Annotated in this window: 18 protein-coding genes; 14 read left to right on the plus strand and 4 right to left on the minus strand. The window is 69.2% G+C overall.

Going from position 1 to position 15373, the window contains the following annotated elements; all coding sequences use genetic code 11:
* The first annotated feature begins 4 nt into the window (after positions 1-4).
* The 8 genes from DEJ30_RS10055 (at position 5) to DEJ30_RS10085 (ending at position 5795) form a co-directional block, all read left to right on the plus strand.
* Positions 5-205, plus strand: coding sequence for a hypothetical protein (locus DEJ30_RS10055; protein ID WP_110860986.1), 201 nt, complete (start codon positions 5-7; stop codon positions 203-205).
* The gene (locus tag DEJ30_RS10060; RefSeq protein ID WP_258369892.1) at positions 202-1101 is read left to right on the plus strand and encodes an ATP-binding cassette domain-containing protein; all 900 of its coding nucleotides are present in this window, start codon (positions 202-204) and stop codon (positions 1099-1101) included. The genes DEJ30_RS10055 and DEJ30_RS10060 overlap by 4 nt, the downstream gene beginning before the upstream one ends.
* A gap of 8 nt (positions 1102-1109) precedes the next feature.
* Positions 1110-1823: a hypothetical protein gene (locus DEJ30_RS10065; protein WP_146238549.1), complete on the plus strand. Its 714-nt coding sequence runs from the start codon at positions 1110-1112 to the stop codon at positions 1821-1823.
* Positions 1824-1878: 55 nt separating this feature from the next.
* The gene (locus tag DEJ30_RS18165; protein WP_181420088.1) at positions 1879-2028 is read left to right on the plus strand and encodes a hypothetical protein; all 150 of its coding nucleotides are present in this window, start codon (positions 1879-1881) and stop codon (positions 2026-2028) included.
* Positions 2029-2044: 16 nt separating this feature from the next.
* Positions 2045-2344: a hypothetical protein gene (locus tag DEJ30_RS10070; RefSeq protein ID WP_146238550.1), complete on the plus strand. Its 300-nt coding sequence runs from the start codon at positions 2045-2047 to the stop codon at positions 2342-2344.
* Positions 2345-2570: 226 nt separating this feature from the next.
* Positions 2571-4037, plus strand: coding sequence for a DUF6421 family protein (locus tag DEJ30_RS10075; RefSeq protein ID WP_110860991.1), 1467 nt, complete (start codon positions 2571-2573; stop codon positions 4035-4037).
* Positions 4034-4717 carry an SDR family NAD(P)-dependent oxidoreductase gene (locus DEJ30_RS10080; protein WP_110860993.1) on the plus strand — a complete coding sequence of 228 codons (684 nt, stop codon included), beginning with the start codon at positions 4034-4036 and terminating at the stop codon, positions 4715-4717. The genes DEJ30_RS10075 and DEJ30_RS10080 overlap by 4 nt, the downstream gene beginning before the upstream one ends.
* 4 nt (positions 4718-4721) lie before the next feature.
* Complete coding sequence (locus DEJ30_RS10085; RefSeq protein ID WP_110860996.1) at positions 4722-5795, plus strand: low specificity L-threonine aldolase; 1074 nt, start codon at positions 4722-4724, stop codon at positions 5793-5795.
* 54 nt (positions 5796-5849) lie between these two features.
* Here the strand turns inward: DEJ30_RS10085 and DEJ30_RS10090 are convergent, their stop codons facing one another.
* Positions 5850-7343: a CitMHS family transporter gene (locus DEJ30_RS10090; RefSeq protein WP_110860998.1), complete on the minus strand. Its 1494-nt coding sequence runs from the start codon at positions 7341-7343 to the stop codon at positions 5850-5852.
* A gap of 153 nt (positions 7344-7496) precedes the next feature.
* On the opposite strand from DEJ30_RS10090, the gene DEJ30_RS10095 reads away from it, so the two are divergent.
* From DEJ30_RS10095 to DEJ30_RS10105, 3 genes are all read left to right on the plus strand, one after another.
* Positions 7497-9215: a sensor histidine kinase gene (locus DEJ30_RS10095; RefSeq protein ID WP_110861000.1), complete on the plus strand. Its 1719-nt coding sequence runs from the start codon at positions 7497-7499 to the stop codon at positions 9213-9215.
* Positions 9212-9868 carry a response regulator gene (locus DEJ30_RS10100; protein WP_110861002.1) on the plus strand — a complete coding sequence of 219 codons (657 nt, stop codon included), beginning with the start codon at positions 9212-9214 and terminating at the stop codon, positions 9866-9868. The genes DEJ30_RS10095 and DEJ30_RS10100 overlap by 4 nt, the downstream gene beginning before the upstream one ends.
* A 91-nt stretch (positions 9869-9959) precedes the next feature.
* Positions 9960-10298 (plus strand): SdpI family protein, encoded by a 339-nt coding sequence (locus tag DEJ30_RS10105; protein ID WP_110861004.1) that lies wholly within the window; start codon positions 9960-9962, stop codon positions 10296-10298.
* A gap of 52 nt (positions 10299-10350) precedes the next feature.
* Here the strand turns inward: DEJ30_RS10105 and DEJ30_RS10110 are convergent, their stop codons facing one another.
* A complete protein-coding gene (locus tag DEJ30_RS10110) occupies positions 10351-11574 on the minus strand; it encodes an endo-1,4-beta-xylanase (RefSeq protein ID WP_110861006.1) in 1224 nt (407 codons plus the stop codon).
* Between the two features lie 295 nt (positions 11575-11869).
* Entirely contained in the window at positions 11870-12223 is a 354-nt protein-coding gene (locus tag DEJ30_RS10115; RefSeq protein ID WP_110861008.1) for a hypothetical protein, read from the minus strand.
* Positions 12224-12662: 439 nt separating this feature from the next.
* Here DEJ30_RS10115 and DEJ30_RS17845 point away from each other — a divergent pair, with 439 nt between their 5' ends.
* From DEJ30_RS17845 to DEJ30_RS10130, 3 genes are all read left to right on the plus strand, one after another.
* The gene (locus DEJ30_RS17845) at positions 12663-13259 is read left to right on the plus strand and encodes a hypothetical protein (RefSeq protein ID WP_146238551.1); all 597 of its coding nucleotides are present in this window, start codon (positions 12663-12665) and stop codon (positions 13257-13259) included.
* Positions 13260-13390: 131 nt separating this feature from the next.
* Positions 13391-13762, plus strand: coding sequence for a hypothetical protein (locus DEJ30_RS10125; protein WP_111090976.1), 372 nt, complete (start codon positions 13391-13393; stop codon positions 13760-13762).
* 18 nt (positions 13763-13780) lie between these two features.
* On the plus strand, positions 13781-14257 hold the full coding sequence (locus tag DEJ30_RS10130; protein ID WP_110861014.1) for a hypothetical protein: 477 nt from the start codon (positions 13781-13783) through the stop codon (positions 14255-14257).
* Positions 14258-14390: 133 nt separating this feature from the next.
* Here the strand turns inward: DEJ30_RS10130 and DEJ30_RS10135 are convergent, their stop codons facing one another.
* The gene (locus tag DEJ30_RS10135) at positions 14391-15332 is read right to left on the minus strand and encodes a LysR family transcriptional regulator (protein WP_110861016.1); all 942 of its coding nucleotides are present in this window, start codon (positions 15330-15332) and stop codon (positions 14391-14393) included.
* Between the last annotated feature and the right edge of the window lie 41 nt (positions 15333-15373).

Genomic DNA, 15373 nt, shown 5'->3' on the forward strand with positions numbered 1-15373 from the left:
AGCGATGGCCGTCCTGCTCGGGGCCACCTGTGTCGTCCTCGTTGCCGCCGGGTGGCCGCTCTCGGTGGCGGCCGGAGCGGCCGGCCTCAGCGCAGCGGGCTTTGCTGGCATCGTCGAACCGAGGAGCAAGGTGGCACCCGCCGCCTTCTTGGTCTGCGTCGGAGCGATCGGGGCAGCACTTCTGCTCGATCAGCTGATGTCGTGACCGATCCGATCGAACTCCGTCGGGTCGGTAAGACCTACGGCAAACGCATCGCGCTCGATGACGTCTCCTTCTCCTGTCCCGAGGGGACGATCACAGCGTTCTGTGGGCCGAACGGCGCCGGCAAGTCCACCGCCTTGAAGATCCTCACCGGAATCACCCGAGCCGATGTCGGAGCCGCGTTCGTGAACGGGCAGGAACTCCAACAGCTCTCCGATCCGGCCCGCTTCCTCGGTTGCCTGCTGGACGCGTCAGCCTTCCACCCAGGTCGATCCGTCCGCGAAACTCTTCGGCTCACAGCTTTCACGATCGGCGAGCCCTTCCAAAGGGTCGATCAGTGTCTCGAGATGGTTGGCCTGTCAGAGGTTGCCGCCCGACGAGTCGGGAAACTCTCCCTTGGCATGCGTCAGCGACTCGGTTTGGCGCACGCGCTACTCGGGCACCCACGTGCCCTCGTGCTGGACGAACCGTCCAACGGCCTGGATCCCGAAGGAATGCGTTGGCTCGACAACCTGCTGCTCCACTTCGCGGAGCAGGGAGGAACAGTCCTCGTCTCCACTCATCAACTCGCGGCAGTGGAACGGACCGCCGACCGCCTGGTGGTGATCTCCCGCGGACGGATCGTGGATGAAACCCGACTCGATGATCTTCGGACACAAGCCGGACGCACCTTCGTCGTCGCTGAAGATCTTCCGCGCTTTGAGGAGGCACTCCGACGCGTCGGCAGCCATCCCTTCCCCACGGGAGCAGGCTTGCTCGTGGACCTTGCACCAGAGGAGGTCGGTCGTGCTGCGCGGGATGCACGAATCGCGCTCCTCGAGCTCAGGAGCGAGAACATCCGGCTCGACGCGTACCTGGCATCCCTCACCGCCACGGAGTACGAGGGGAGGATGGTGTGATCCGTTTGGTGCTCGTCGAGATGCGACGCGCTCTCGACACACGCGGTCCCCGATGGGCATTCGCAGTCGCAGCTGTCAGCGGAGTGGTGCTGTCCTTCCTTATCGGGTGGGAAACGAAGACGTTCGTCGCTTTCGTGGCGGGACTCAGCGTGGCTCTTCCCCTGCTCATGGGTCTCCTGGCTGTCATGGCGTTCACGGCCGAATGGACCACGCGTGCGGCGTTGACGACGTTCTCGATCACGCCACGACGCCAGCGGATCCTCGGCGCCCGCTACGTCGCGGTCTTGATCCTCGGCGTCTCGACGCTCGTCGTCATCCATCTCCTCGCTGCCGTGGTCTTTGCCGTCACACGGCCCACCTCAGCCGCTTCTGTCTTCGACATCGCGGTACTCCGGCAGTTCTGGGAGATGCTCGCGACGACGATCGCCGCGACGCTCACCGCGACGGCTGTGGCGGGCCTGGTGCTACGAACAGCGCCCGCACTCGTCATCGCTGTGTTCGGTCCGTTGTTCCTCACGATCGGCCTCGCGTTCACACCAGCCCTCCTCAACTGGCTGAATCCATACGCCTTCGCGTCGTGGCTCGCGGCGCCTGGTCTTGACTGGACGATCGCCTCGGAAACCCGCGTCGGCGTCGGCCCCGCAATGACGTCGTTCGTCGTTTGGACCGCGATTCCACTCGCGCTCGGGTGGTTCCGACAGCTCCGCGCAGAACCGCGGTGATGCATCTCTCGGCGGCCCACACCGGGCCAACACCCAGGAAAAGAGACTGAAAGAAGTGAGGATCAAGCGTTTGATCAACTCGCTCGGCGGCGTCACGAAGGCAGTCCGGATCATGTGGGGCGCGTCCTTCAGCTGGGAGAAGATCCGGGCCCTCGGCGGGGCTGCGGCTGCGCTGGGGCTGAGCTCCTCGGCATCGCGGCAGTGAAGCGAGGGCGCTTCCGATGAGGCGCCGGGCGCCGGCCTGCATCGTGCTCTTCGGGATCGTGTCGACGGTCGGCGCCTGGCTCTCGCTCGATCTGCTCTACGCGTGTTTGGCAGCGCTCGCGACGATCACCTACGCCGCCTTCGCTCCGAGCATCGTCGGGAGTACGCCGATCCCCCCGGGGTCAGCACCAGACCCGGCACAGGTGCGGAGCTGGCGTGAGACCCATCCGGACTCGACGGTGAGCGAAGCGATCGATGCCGTCACCAAGCGTGAGCACATCGACTCGGCGACCCGTGGGGACATCGACTCCGGGTGAACCGCCCAGCGCCGCTGACTCCGACCTCGCTGACCGCCCACGCACGACTGGCGACGGTTCCGTGTGCGCAGCAGTCGGATCCACGCGCGAGCGCCGTGACGACGCACGATTCCACCGGACATGGGCAACTTTGCGTCCCCCGAACTTCCCTAGGCTCGAGACGATCCGGTAACGCGCACCACTCGTCCGCAGATCCGCGGCCGACCCCAATGACGGGAGGTTCGACATGTCCCAGTTCGTCCAGAAGATCTCGCAGGACGCCATCGTCGGAGAGCCCGAGGTCGTCGAGGACCACCTGTCGGTGCGCGAGATCGCCGCCCACCCCGCCTGGCTCCGGCTCAAGCGTGCAGTCGTCGGCCTGCAGGCCCTGCAGACGCGGGACGGCTCCGTCCCCGAACCGTCGGACCATGCCGCTGCCGCCGGTCACGTCGCGGTGATCGTGCCGGCCGTCGCCGAGCTGGCGCCGCACTTCCCGCACGACGCCGCGTTCCTGCAGGTGCTGCAGCAGGACTTCGCTCGCTGGCAGGAGCAGGGCTTCGGGGTCCCCGACTTCCTCGACTCCCTCACCGCGTTCCAGCCGCAGCAGCACCGCGTCGACGGGCTCGGCCACCTCGTCGTGTTCCCGATGGTCACGCAGAACGGCAGCACCTCGCGGTTCGTCGAGGCGGTCCTGGTCGAGGTCATCTGGCCGGAGTTCATCGCCGAGCTCGAGGCCGGCGACCACGGCAACGCGTTGTTCGTCGCGCTGCGGTTCGTCGACTTCACCCCGGGGTACGACACGAACTCGGCGGTGCTGTTCCCCGAGACCGTCGCGATGCGCACGATCCCCGCCTTCACGTGGGGCGCGATCTTCCAGGACCGCGAGGCCGCCCGCTACCGCCGGGTCGTCCGTGCCGCCGCCGACGTCACCAAGCTCGAGCTGCCGGCCGAGGCCGCTGCGATGCTCGACGACCAGCAGCTGACGGAGCGGGTCTTCGTGATGTGGGACATCATCCACGACCGTTCGCACATGCGCGGGGACCTGCCCTTCGACCCGTTCATGATCAAGCAGCGGATGCCGTTCTTCCTCTACTCGCTCGAGGAGCTCCGCTGCGACCTGACCGCGTTCCGCGAGTCCGTGCGTCTGGAACGCGAGCTGTCCGCCGGACCCGACGCGGGCCTCCAGGATGCGCAGCGCGCCATCCGCGACCACGCGCGCCTGGTGCAGTACGCGGTCGTCTTCGACCGCATCTTCCGCTTCGCGATCACCGGCAGCCGCGTCCGCAACTACGACGGACTCGGCGGCCAGCTGCTGTTCGCCTGGATGCACCAGCACGGCGTCCTGCACTGGACGGACACGCAGTTGACGATCGACTGGCCCGAGGTACCGGACGTGATCATCGCCCTGAGTGACGAGATCAACGAGCTCTACCGACGCTCGATCGACCGGCCGAAGTCGGCGCACTGGCTCGCCGCGTACGAGATGCTGACCCGCACGCTCACGCCGCACCCGGCGTCGAAGTGGGCGCGTGGCCTGCCCGACGAGACGCTCGCCGGACCGCCGCGCGGTTACACCGACGCGGTGCTCGACGACGAGTTCCCGCTGTCGATGTTCTACGAGGCCCTCGACAAGAAGATGGCGACCGTCATCGCGTCCACGGCCGGCATCACCGGCACCACGGACGCCGAGCTCGTCGGCGAGGCCGCCGCGTGACCGACGCCTCGGTGGCCGGTCGCCTGGTACTGATCGCCGGTGCGACCAGTGCCAGCGGCGCGGCCGTCGCGCGCGCACTCACCGCCGCCGGTGCGGCCGTCGTCGCGGTCGGCACCAGACCCGACGCCCTGGAGGCCCTGCGTGCGTCCGTCCCGGGCGTCACGACCCGCACGTGCGACCTGTCGGACCTCGGTGCGGTCACCGCGTTGGCCGACGACGTCCACGCGGACGCCGGCCGCGTCGACGGACTGGTCCACCTGGTCGGCGGGTGGCGCGGCGGTGGCAGCATCGTCGGTCAGTCCGACGCGGACTGGGACTTCTTCGACCGTGCCTTCCGGACCCTGCGGAACACGACCCGGGTCTTCCACGACGACCTGGTGGCGTCCCCTGCCGGACGGCTCGCGTTCGTGTCGTCCACCGCGGTCGACTCCCCCACCGCCGGCGCCGCGAACTACGCGGCGGCGAAGGCCGCGTCCGACGCCTGGGTCCGTGCCGTCGCGCAGGGGTTCCGGAAGGAGGCGCCGGAGACCGCGGCGGCCGCCGTGTTCGTCGTCGGCGCGCTGTCCGGCCTCGAAGCGCAGCTCGGCGCCGAGGTCGTCCGGCTCTGGGACACCCCACCGGCCGACGTCAACGGGGCCCGCATCCCGCTCACGGCGCCCGATCCCTCGAACCTAGGATGAACGAGTGACCCTCCGACTGCACGACCTGGACCTGCGGGGCTTCGCCTCGGACAACTACGCCGGCGTCCACCCCGAGATCCTCTCCGCCATCGCCGCGGCCAACGACGGCCACCAGATCGCCTACGGCGAGGACGTCTACACGGCACGTCTCAACGAGGTGATCCGGGACCACTTCGGGTCGCAGGCCGAGGCGTTCCCGGTGTTCAACGGCACCGGCGCGAACGTCGTCGGCCTGCAGTCGATGCTGCCGCGGTGGGGAGCGGTCGTGTGCACCGCGACCGCGCACATCCACACCGACGAAGCCGGAGCGCCCGAGCGCGTCGCCGGCATCAAGCTGCTGCCGGTCGAGGCACCCGACGGCAAGCTCACCCCCGAACTCATCGACCGCGAGGCCTGGGGCTGGGGCGACGAGCACCGCGCCCAGCCGCTCGTCGTGTCGATCACGCAGACCACCGAACTCGGCACCGCCTACACGGTGGACGAGGTGCGGACGATCGCTGACCACGTCCACTCGCTCGGCATGAAGCTGCACATGGACGGCGCCCGAATCTCCAACGCTGCAGCATCCCTCGGGGTGCCCCTGCGCGACTTCACCACCGACGCCGGTGTCGACGTGCTGAGCTTCGGCGGCACGAAGAACGGCATGCTCTACGGCGAGGCGATCGTCGTGCTGAACCCCTCGGCGTCGGAGGGGTTGCACTACCTGCGCAAGATGAACATGCAGCTCTCGTCGAAGATGCGGTTCGTCTCCGCGCAGCTCATCGCCCTGCTCAGCGACGACCTGTACCTGCGCTCCGCCGGGCACGCCAACGCCATGGCCGCCCGACTGCGCGGTGCACTCGAGGCCGGCATCGCCGACGGCAGCATCCGGGGTGTCGGCTTCAGCCAGCAGACCCAGGCGAACGGCGTGTTCGCGACCCTGCCCGCCGGGGTGGCCGAGCGGCTGCGGAAGCACTTCCGGTTCTACGACTGGGACGCCAGCCGCAACGAAGTGCGGTGGATGTGCGCGTACGACACCTCGGAGCAGGACATCGACGACTTCGTCGCTGCTCTGACGCGGGAGCTCGACGCCGCCTGAGCCGCCCGGCCCGGTGCCGGCCCGGCGCGCGCCGGACCGGCACCGTCCGCCGGCTCATCCGAACGGGATGACCCGCACCACGATCGCCACCACGAGCATCGCCATGGCCACCACGGCGGCCCGCCACAGCACCTTCTTGTGGTGGTCGCCGAGGTTCACGTTCGCCAGCGACACCAGCAGCAGGATCGCGGGGACGAGCGGGCTCTGCATGTGCACCGGCTGCCCGACCACCGAGGCCCGCGCCATCTCGGCCGGCGTGATCCCGTACGCCGCGGCGCTCTCGGACAGCACCGGCAGGATCCCGAAGTAGAACGCGTCGTTGCTCATGAAGAACGTCAGCGGCATGCTCAGCACACCGGTGATGCCCGCCAGGTACGGGCCCATCGAGTCCGGGATCACCGCGACGAGCCAGTCGGCCATCGCCGCGACCATCCCGGTGCCGTCGAGCACCCCGATCAGCACCCCGGCGGCGAACACCATCGACACGACACCGACGATGCTCGGGGCGTGCGCGACGATCTGCGCGGTCTGCTGCTTGAGCTGCGGGAAGTTCACGAGCAGGGCGATCGCCGTGCCGATCATGAACACGAAGTGCAGCGGCAGGAGCCCCAGCACGAGCGCGACCATCACCGCGACGGTCAGCGCCAGGTTGAACCAGATGCGCTTCGGACGGAGCGTCGGACGGTTCGGGTCGAGCATCGTCTCGGCCATGGTGCCGGTGCCCGTGCTCTCGTCCCCCGACCCGACGGCGTCCACGCCATCGCCGTCCGCACGCCGACCGTCGGCCTTGCCGCCGCGCAGTCCGAGGGCCACCGTGGGGCTGGTGAACATCCCGCCGCCGGTCCCGCCGACCGCCGCGAGCACCCGTGACCCCGCTCGGGCGTTCGCCCGCTCCGGCACCCGTGCGCCCCGTGTGGCCTCGGTGAACTCGATCAGCCCGAGGCGCTTGCGCTCCCGCAGGCCCATCGTCCACGCGAACGTGAAGCACAGCAGCAGCCCCACCACGAGCGACGGCACGAGGGGCACGAAGATGTCCGTCGGGTCGATCTTCAGCGCGGCGGCGGCACGGGCGGTGGGACCGCCCCACGGCACGATGTTGAGCGTGCCGTTCGTCAGCCCGGCCACACACGTCATCACGACCGGGCTCATGCCGAGCTTCAGGTAGATCGGCAGCATCGCCGCCGTGACCACGATGAACGTCGTCGAGCCGTCTCCGTCGAGCGACACTGCGCCGGCCAGCAGGGCCGTCCCGAGCACGATCTTCGCCGGGTCGTTGCCGGTCACCCGCAGGATGAACCTGACGAGCGGGTCGAACAGGCCGACGTCGATCATCAGCCCGAAGTACATGATCGCGAACATCAGGAGCGCGGCCGTCGGTGCCAGCGTGCCGATCGCCTCGGTCACCATGTCGCCGAGTCCCAGACCCGCCCCCGCGAACAGTCCGAACACGGTCGGCACGATGATCAGCGCGAGCATGGGCGACATGCGCTTGGTCATGATCAGGACCATGAAGGTCAGGACCATCGCGTACCCGAGGATGACGAGCATCAGGACTCCTTCGTCCGTGTCTGGCAGTCCGGGCACGCTACGACCCGGCCTGGAGGCGCGGCGCGCTTCTGCACATTGGCGCACCATCGCGCGTTGACCGCTTTCTGCGCATTGTGCGCAGGCACGTCCGCTCGCCCTCCGTACGCTGGGGTCGTGACCGACGACCGTTCACGGCGCCCCAGGCTCCGCTTCGCCACCGAGGTGCTCGTGCTGCAGCTCGCCGTGGTCGTCGCCGTCGTCGCCCTGACCAGCGCCGTGTTCGTCCGGATCGAGGTCACCCGGCTCGAGCGCGCTGCCGAGGGGACCGCCCTCGCGATCGCACAGAGCGTCGCCGCGCAGTCCGACGTCCGGGCCGCGGTCGCCCGGCTGAGCGTCGACGGCACCGACCTCGACCCCGCGGTCCTCGCCGACGGACCCGTCCAGCGTGCGGCCGTCGCGGCCCAGCGCCGGACCGGGGCACTCTTCGTCGTGGTCACCGACGACCGGGGCATCCGGTTGGCCCACCCCGACGTCGACCGGATCGGCGAGATGGTGAGCACCTCCCCCGACGCCGCACTCGCCGGTCGCGAGACCGTGTCCTGGGCGCGCGGCACGCTCGGTGAGTCGGCGCGGGCGAAGGTGCCCGTCTCCGCGCCCGCGGCCGGCGGGGCGGAGGCGAGCCGGGCCTCCCGGCAGTCCCCCGTCGTCGGCGAGGTGAGCGTCGGGTTCAACCGGGCACGCGTCTACGACACCCTGGTCGAGGACAGCATGCCGGTGATCGGTGCCGGGCTGGCGGCGGTCCTGCTCGCGGTGATCGCCTCGGTGCTGATCCGGCGGCGGCTGGTGCGGCTGACGCTCGGGCTGCAACCGGAGGAGCTCGTGACGCTCGTGCAGAACCAGCAGGCCGTGCTCGGCGGCGTCGGTGAAGGCGTCATCGCGATCGGCCCATCGGGGGTCGTCACCGTCTGCAACCCCGAAGCCGTGCGACTGCTCGGACTGACCGACCCGGTCGGTCGACCCGTGACGTCGCTCGACCTGCCCGCACCGCTCGGGTCGATGCTCGCCGCGTCCCCCGCGGCTCCGGCCGCTTCGGCGAGCGCCACGATCGTCGCCGGGCACCGGGTGCTGCTCGTCGACGTCCGCACCGTGTTCCGGGACGGACGCGACCTGGGCCGGGTCGCGGTCCTGCGCGACCGCACCGACGTCGAGGCCCTGACCCGGCGGCTCGACGCCGTCGGGGCGATGAGCACGGCGCTCCGCGCGCAGCGCCACGAGTTCGCGAACCGGCTGCACGCGATCTCGGGCCTGCTCGACATCGGCCAGACCGCGCGAGCGCGGGCGTACCTGGCGGACGTGCAGGAGCGCGGGCCGCTGCGCTACCCGGTGCAGCACGCCGACCGGTTGACCGAGCCGTACCTGCAGGCGTTCCTCGGGGCGAAGGGCGTCGAGGCCGCGGAGCGGGGCGTGCTGCTGCGGATCGGGGCGGAGACGCTCGTGCAGGGGACGATCACCGAACCGGGCGACGTGACGACCGTGCTCGGCAACCTGGTGGACAACGCGGTGTCGGCGGCCCTCGACGGGGACGAGCGGTCGCGGGACGGCGGATCCCCGTGGGTGGAGGTCGAGGTGCTCGACGACGGCACGACCCTGCACCTGTCGGTGATGGACTCCGGGCCGGGGGTACCGGCCGACGCCGCGGACTCGTTGTTCGTCCGCGGGCCGGCGGCTGCTCCTGCGTCGGAGGACGTCTCGCAGGTGCACGGGCTCGGGATCGGACTGCCGTTGTCGCGGGAGATCGCCCAGCGGCACGGCGGTGACGTGTGGCTCGCCTCCCCCGGCGGTGACGACCACGGCGCGGTCTTCTGCGCCCGACTGGAAGGAGTGGTCTCGTGAGTTCCGTCTTCACCGTGCTGGTGGTCGACGACGACTTCCACGTCGCCGACCTGCACCGGCGGCAGGTCGACGAGGTACCGGGGTTCCGGGCACTCGAACCCGTCGGGACCCTCGCAGCCGCCCGCGCCGCGCTGTCGAGCGGGACCGTGGACCTGGTGCTCGTCGACGTGTACCTGCCCGACGGCAGCGGCCTCGACCTGCTGCGGTCGATCGACACCGACGCCTTCGTGCTGAGCGCCGCCTCGGACTCCGGCACCGTGCGTCGGGCGATGCGGAGCGGGGCACTCGCCTACCTGATCAAACCGTTCGTGGCCGGGGTGCTGGCCGAGCGGCTGCAGGCGTACGCGCGGTCGCGGAACGTGCTCGACGAGCGGTCGACCCTCGACCAGGAGGCCGTCGAGCGGGCGTTCCGGATCCTGCACGCCGGCGACAGCGGTGGAGCGTCGCCGTCCCGGGCGGCCACCGCGGCGCTGGTGCTCGAGCAGCTCGTCGCTGGTGAGGAACGATCCGCCGCCGAGGTGGCTGCGGCGATCGGGGTGTCACGAGCGACGGCGCAACGGTACCTGGCGCAGCTCACGGCGGACGGGACCGTGGCGATGCAGTTGCGGTACGGGGCTGCGGGACGGCCGGAGCACCGGTACGTGCGGCGGTAGTGGACTCCGCTGCCGCTTGCGTATTTCACCGGATACCGGCAGGTTTGGACTGACGCGCTCCGAGCTCAGGCTCACTGCACACGCGAGCGCGATGACCAACCCAGAAGGAGACCACGTGATCGCGATCGAGATGGCCGCCGCCGTCCTGACCATCGTCTTCGTCGCACTGCCGGCGCGGGGCATCATCGGCCGGAACGGGCTCGTGGGCATCCGCACCCGGGCGACCATGCGGAGCGACGAGAGCTGGGTCCTCGGCCACGGAGCAGCGATCGTCCCGACGAGCATCGCCGGCGGCGCGACGGTGGTCGTGAGCCTGGTCTCCATCGCACTCGGACGCGCCGACGACGTTCCCGCGTTCGTCGCGTGCGCCGCGATCCTCGTCGGTGGAGCCTTCTGGGGCGTGATGGCGGCAGGACGCGCGACCAGGTGACGGTCTGGAGGCGCGGGGCGGGGCCGCACCGGGCCTCCAGGCCGTCAGGTGGTCACGCGACGATCTGCACCTGCGTGGGCACGTCGGTGACGGCGAACGCCGTGGACGTGCCACGCGCGTCGACGCGGTAGTCGCCGCGGAAACCCCGGATCTGCACCCGACCGCGGTCGTCGGTCCGCAGCACCGTCGGACCGAGCCACCACTCCTCCTTGACCAGGTGGCGGAGCGCGTCGTACGACGGCTTCGGGGTGCCGTCGGCGCGGACGAGTCCGATCGGGGCGCCGAGCCAGGCGCCGGCGTCGGTGATGCCCCAGTAGGTGATCGCCTCGACGGAAGGGTGCCCCACGAGACTCCGGTAGTGCCGTTCGACATCGTCGGCCTGGCGCGCCTCGCCCTCGGGCGTCGACGGCCACGAGGCCACCTGGTGGTCGTTGAGGTCGACGATGTGCGCGGGCATGAGGTCACCGGAGACGAGCGAGGTCTCGGTCAGGTGCAGCGGCAGGCCGTAGCGGGCGAACCGGTCGACCATCGCGAGCATCGTGTCCTCACCCCAGTAGCCCTGGTGCATGTGGGTCTGCAACCCGATGGCGTCGATCTGCACACCGGCCTCGAGCACGCCCTCGATCAGGCACTCGTACGCGCTCGACAGGTCGAAGTCGTTGAGCAGCAGGGTGGCGTGCGGGTTGGCGGCGCGGGCCTCCTCGAAGGCCATCCGGATCATCGGGATGCGGCCCTTCGCCCGGGCGAGCGGGGTGATCGCGTTGTCGCCGTTGTCGAACACCGGCATGATGACGACCTCGTTGATGGCATCCCAGGTGTCGATCGCGCCGGCGAAGGAGGAGACCTCGCGGCGGATGCGCTCGCGTTGGAGCTGCTCGACCTCGTCCAGCGGGAGCCCCAGCAGCCAATCGGGTTGCACGGTGTGCCAGACGAGCGGGTGACCCTTGAGGGCGACGCCCCGGTCGCGGAACCACTGCGCCGTCGTCAGGAGTCTGGCGGTGTCCGGGGCTCCGCGCTCGGGCTCGAAGCGGCCCCAGTAGAACGGGAGCGTCGCGGTGTTGAAGACGTCGGTGTAGAGGTCGGCGAGGTGCTCGGTGCCTGCTTCGCCGGTTGCTTCGCCATTGGCGAGTCCGATGAAGTCGAAGCCGATGTTGCCGAAGGCGAAGGCGTGGCGGGTCTGCTCGACCGTGATGTCGGCATCGGGGATGGGTACGCCGGTGGCATCGACGACCGTCAGGGTCGTCTCACCGAAGCGGTGCTCTGTTGCGTGCGTCATCGCGCGTCCTCCGACATCGTCGTCCGGGATTTGTTGTGCGCGCAAACATAGCAGCGGAAGCTGGCGGCGTCACGCCGTAGCTTGAGGGTGTGAACTCGCAGAAGCATCGCGCTCGACGCATCACGAGGTGGACGCCGGTGCTCGTCTGCGTGTTCGGGGCCACGCTTGCGCTGGTCGCTGGCCGGATGCTCCTTGGCCAAGGGTCAGACTCACCAGGGCCCGGACTTCGGATGCTGACCACAGGGGCGATGACCAGGGCTGACGGAGTCCCGTGATCGATCCGGAGCGTGCAGACTCACCCTTCTTCCGGGCCCCCGACGGCCGCGTGTACGTCGACCGCGACGGCCCCGCTGCCGACACCGCGTCTCGGTGGCGCCGACTCCACGACCCCGCTGGCGTGCGCCGTCAGGCCCGGCTCGCAACAGCGTCCGCCTTGGCGGCCTTCGCGATTGGGTAGATGGCAGGCGGCGCGTTCGGCTTCGTGGTCGCGCCGCCGCTGCTGCCCGGAGACGAGCCAATCATTGCCCGACTCACCGGCGTGGTCCTCGGTGGAGGCGTCGTCGCCGTCCCCGCGATGCTCTTCACCTTCTTCCGCAGCGCCGCCCCCGACCGTCGAGTGGTCCCAGTACCAGACGAGGTGCTGCAGCATGCGTCGCCGGCTGCGTCGAATTCTGACATCTGGCGGTGGTCGGTAGCGGTCGCTGACGAGGCAGCGGAGCGCCGGACGATCGGGTACGAGACGAACGTCGAGCGCCCCGACGGACGTCGCTCGTGCGGCTCGCGCGACCGCTCGGTACGGCGAGGTGTACTGCGCGTACCTCACGGCTGCTGCCGAGCTCGGGTTGCGGCCGAGGGAGCCTGCCATCGACCTGCCGCCCGCTTCTTCCGACTCACCACACGGATAGCGTGCCCTTCGCGCAGGACACGGTCATCTCGGACATGCAGCAGCCGGAGGATTACGCACGAGCTGTGGTCGAGCGGAGGTCCGTTGATGAGCCCCTGATCAGCTGGTCGAGCCGCTCCCGGTCATCTCTCCGTAATGGCCGTCGGCACATTGCGATTCAGCGTCGATGCTGTAGCCACCCACTGTGGAAGCGAGGAAGTCGATCGTCTCGATCGGACCACCGCGGCCCCGGACCCCTGAGATCAGGATCGTCGCCGCCGCTCCGATACCGCTCGGTCGTCATGCCGAGGCTCTTCCACAGCGCCTCGACTTTCCGGAGATCGTCCCTCGGGTCGGCCGCGCCCTCGCGCTGCTTCACGTACACCCAAGTGACTCCACCACTGTCGTCCGCACGCCCCGAGCCGTCAGATCCGGGGCACAGGCCGACTCGCGGGCCACGGGTCAAGCCCAGAACATCTGGGCCATCGAGCCCGGCCGCGGCGACCGCTGGGCACAGACCGGCAGACTGAGTCCGACGCACGGTCAAGATCCCAACGCTCCTGCATTCGGCGCGACCGCGTTCGGCACCGACGGCGTTCCGGGAGATGGCAAGAAGCACTCCGTGGATGATCACAATGTCCTCACGGACGATCACCGCGGCTACCTCGATACCGACACGGAATCGCTGTACAACATTGGTCAGGCCACCACGGGGCATCCCGAGGCAATGACCCGTCACGAGCCCAAAGGAATGACGTGGTACGAGAAGAGCGTGCTCGAGCAGATGCAGGGGCAACCGTGACGACGAGGCGCTCCCAGCGCAACAGGTCGATCGCTATCGCGATGACCCTTGGGTGCTCCGTGCTTTTCCTGTCCAGCTGCAGCAATGATCCTGGAGAACCCGGCATGCAACCATCAGAAGCGAAGCAATCCGTGGTCGACTTCGTCGAAGATTCCTCCACGGCAGCAGGCGGGACTTGGGAGCACGTGAGCGGTCCAGGCGTTCGAGAGTGTGAGCAGCAGGGTGGCGCGACAGGGACGGCCTTCGTGTACGTCATCAAGCGCGCGGACACCGCGGGGGCCGATGCGGACAGCGACATACAGCTGGTGAGCAAGCACTGGCAGGACCTTGGCATCAATGTCGAGGAGTACCAGAGCGGAGGCGCCGATCCGGTGCCCGGAGTTCGTGGTCGAGGCGGTCCGGTGACTTCCGCGAGCTTCAACGCCTATCCCGGCAATTATCAGATCTCTGCCACTTCGAAGTGCTCCGACGGCATGCCGGACAAGCTGCGGTTGGAGAACTGACCCAGAACGGGATCAGAGGTGCAGCGGACCTTCCCCTCCAGCCGCACCGTGCACATCGGCGGTGATGAATGGGACGACGACGTCACCGCCGCCCAACGCGTCGCCTGGATGAACGCGATGGCGGTCACGCTCGGCAACCGCGAAGTCCGGGCCTGGAACGACGGGATCGATCGGGTTGCGGTCGGGCGACTCGATCCGCGCATCCACGTCACGTACTGGAGCTTCGACGGCGACACCGAGGACGCAGCGGAGCGGCGCGAACGCCGAGCGCGGCGGGCGAGTGCGGTCGACCTGCAGCAGGCCGGGATCGACCTGCTCAACTACGACTCGTACTACCTCTACGAGGTGCCGACCGACCTCGACCCGGCGGACAGCGAGTACACGTCGCCGATCTCCGCGAGAACTGGTCACTCCGGGCTTGGGACAGCGACTCCGGTTCGCTTCTCGCGGCTCCGATGTCGGGCGCCGTCGTCGCGATCTGGGGTGAGGACCTGAAGGATTCACCTGCTGACGCGCTCCTGTGGTGGAGCGCGCCGCACGTGACGGCGATGCTCGGGACCGCAGCCTCCCGACGGACGCATGTCGCGCCTCCAGGCCGATCGCTGGAACCGCCGGACCCGCCGCCTGCCTACCCGAGCGGCTCGACGCCATAGCTGGTGACCACCGCACGCAACTCGTCCAGGTACGTCTGCGCCTGCACGGTGAGGGGAACCGAGGCGTGGGCGATCCAGCCGATCTCGATGCGCTCGTCGACGTCGAGGGGGATGGCGACGATCTCGGGGTCGAGGTCGTCGCTGATGAGCCCGGTCGAGATCGTGTAGCCACCCAGGCCGATCATGAGGTTGAAGATCGTCGCCCGGTCCGAGACACGGATCTCCCGCTTGCTCGACATCGTCGACAGGATCTCCTCCGCCAGGTAGAAGGAGTTGTTCGCACCCTGGTCGAAGGTGAGCCGAGGCAGGTCGGCGAGGTCCTCGAGGGTCGCACGCTCCCGCGACGCGAGCGGGTTCCGCTTGGCCACGAAGATGTGCGGCTGTGCGACGAACAGCGGTGTGAACACGACGCCGGCGTCGCGCAGCAACTTGCCGAGCACCTGCTTGTTGAAGTCGTTGCGGTAGAGGATGCCCACCTCACTGCGCAGGGTGCGGACGTCCTCGATGATGTCCCAGGTGCGCGTCTCGCGCAGCGAGAACTCGTACTCGTCCGCAGCCGCGGCCTCGACCATCCGGACGAAGGCCTCCACCGCGAACGAGTAGTGCTGGGCGGACACCCCGAGCAGCCGACGCGACCGCTGGCCGCCGACGTACCGCTGCTCGAGCAGGGAGACCTGCTCGACGACCTGCCGGGCGTACCCGAGGAACTCGACGCCGTCGACGGTGAGCACGACGCCCCTGGCCGATCGGGTGAAGAGCGGGCGCCCGATCCGCGTCTCGAGGTCCTTCATCGCCGCGGACATCGTCGGCTGCGACACGTAGAGCAGATCGGCCGCTGCGCTGATCGAGCCCTCCGTCGCCACCTCGATGAAGTACCGGAGCTGCTGCAGGGTGATGTCGTTCGAGACCCGAGCCATAGGACGAGGCTATACCGGTGCATAGCGTCTCGGTATTACCT

Source organism: Curtobacterium sp. MCPF17_003 (genome assembly GCF_003224385.1).
Taxonomy (GTDB): Bacteria; Actinomycetota; Actinomycetes; order Actinomycetales; family Microbacteriaceae; genus Curtobacterium; species Curtobacterium flaccumfaciens.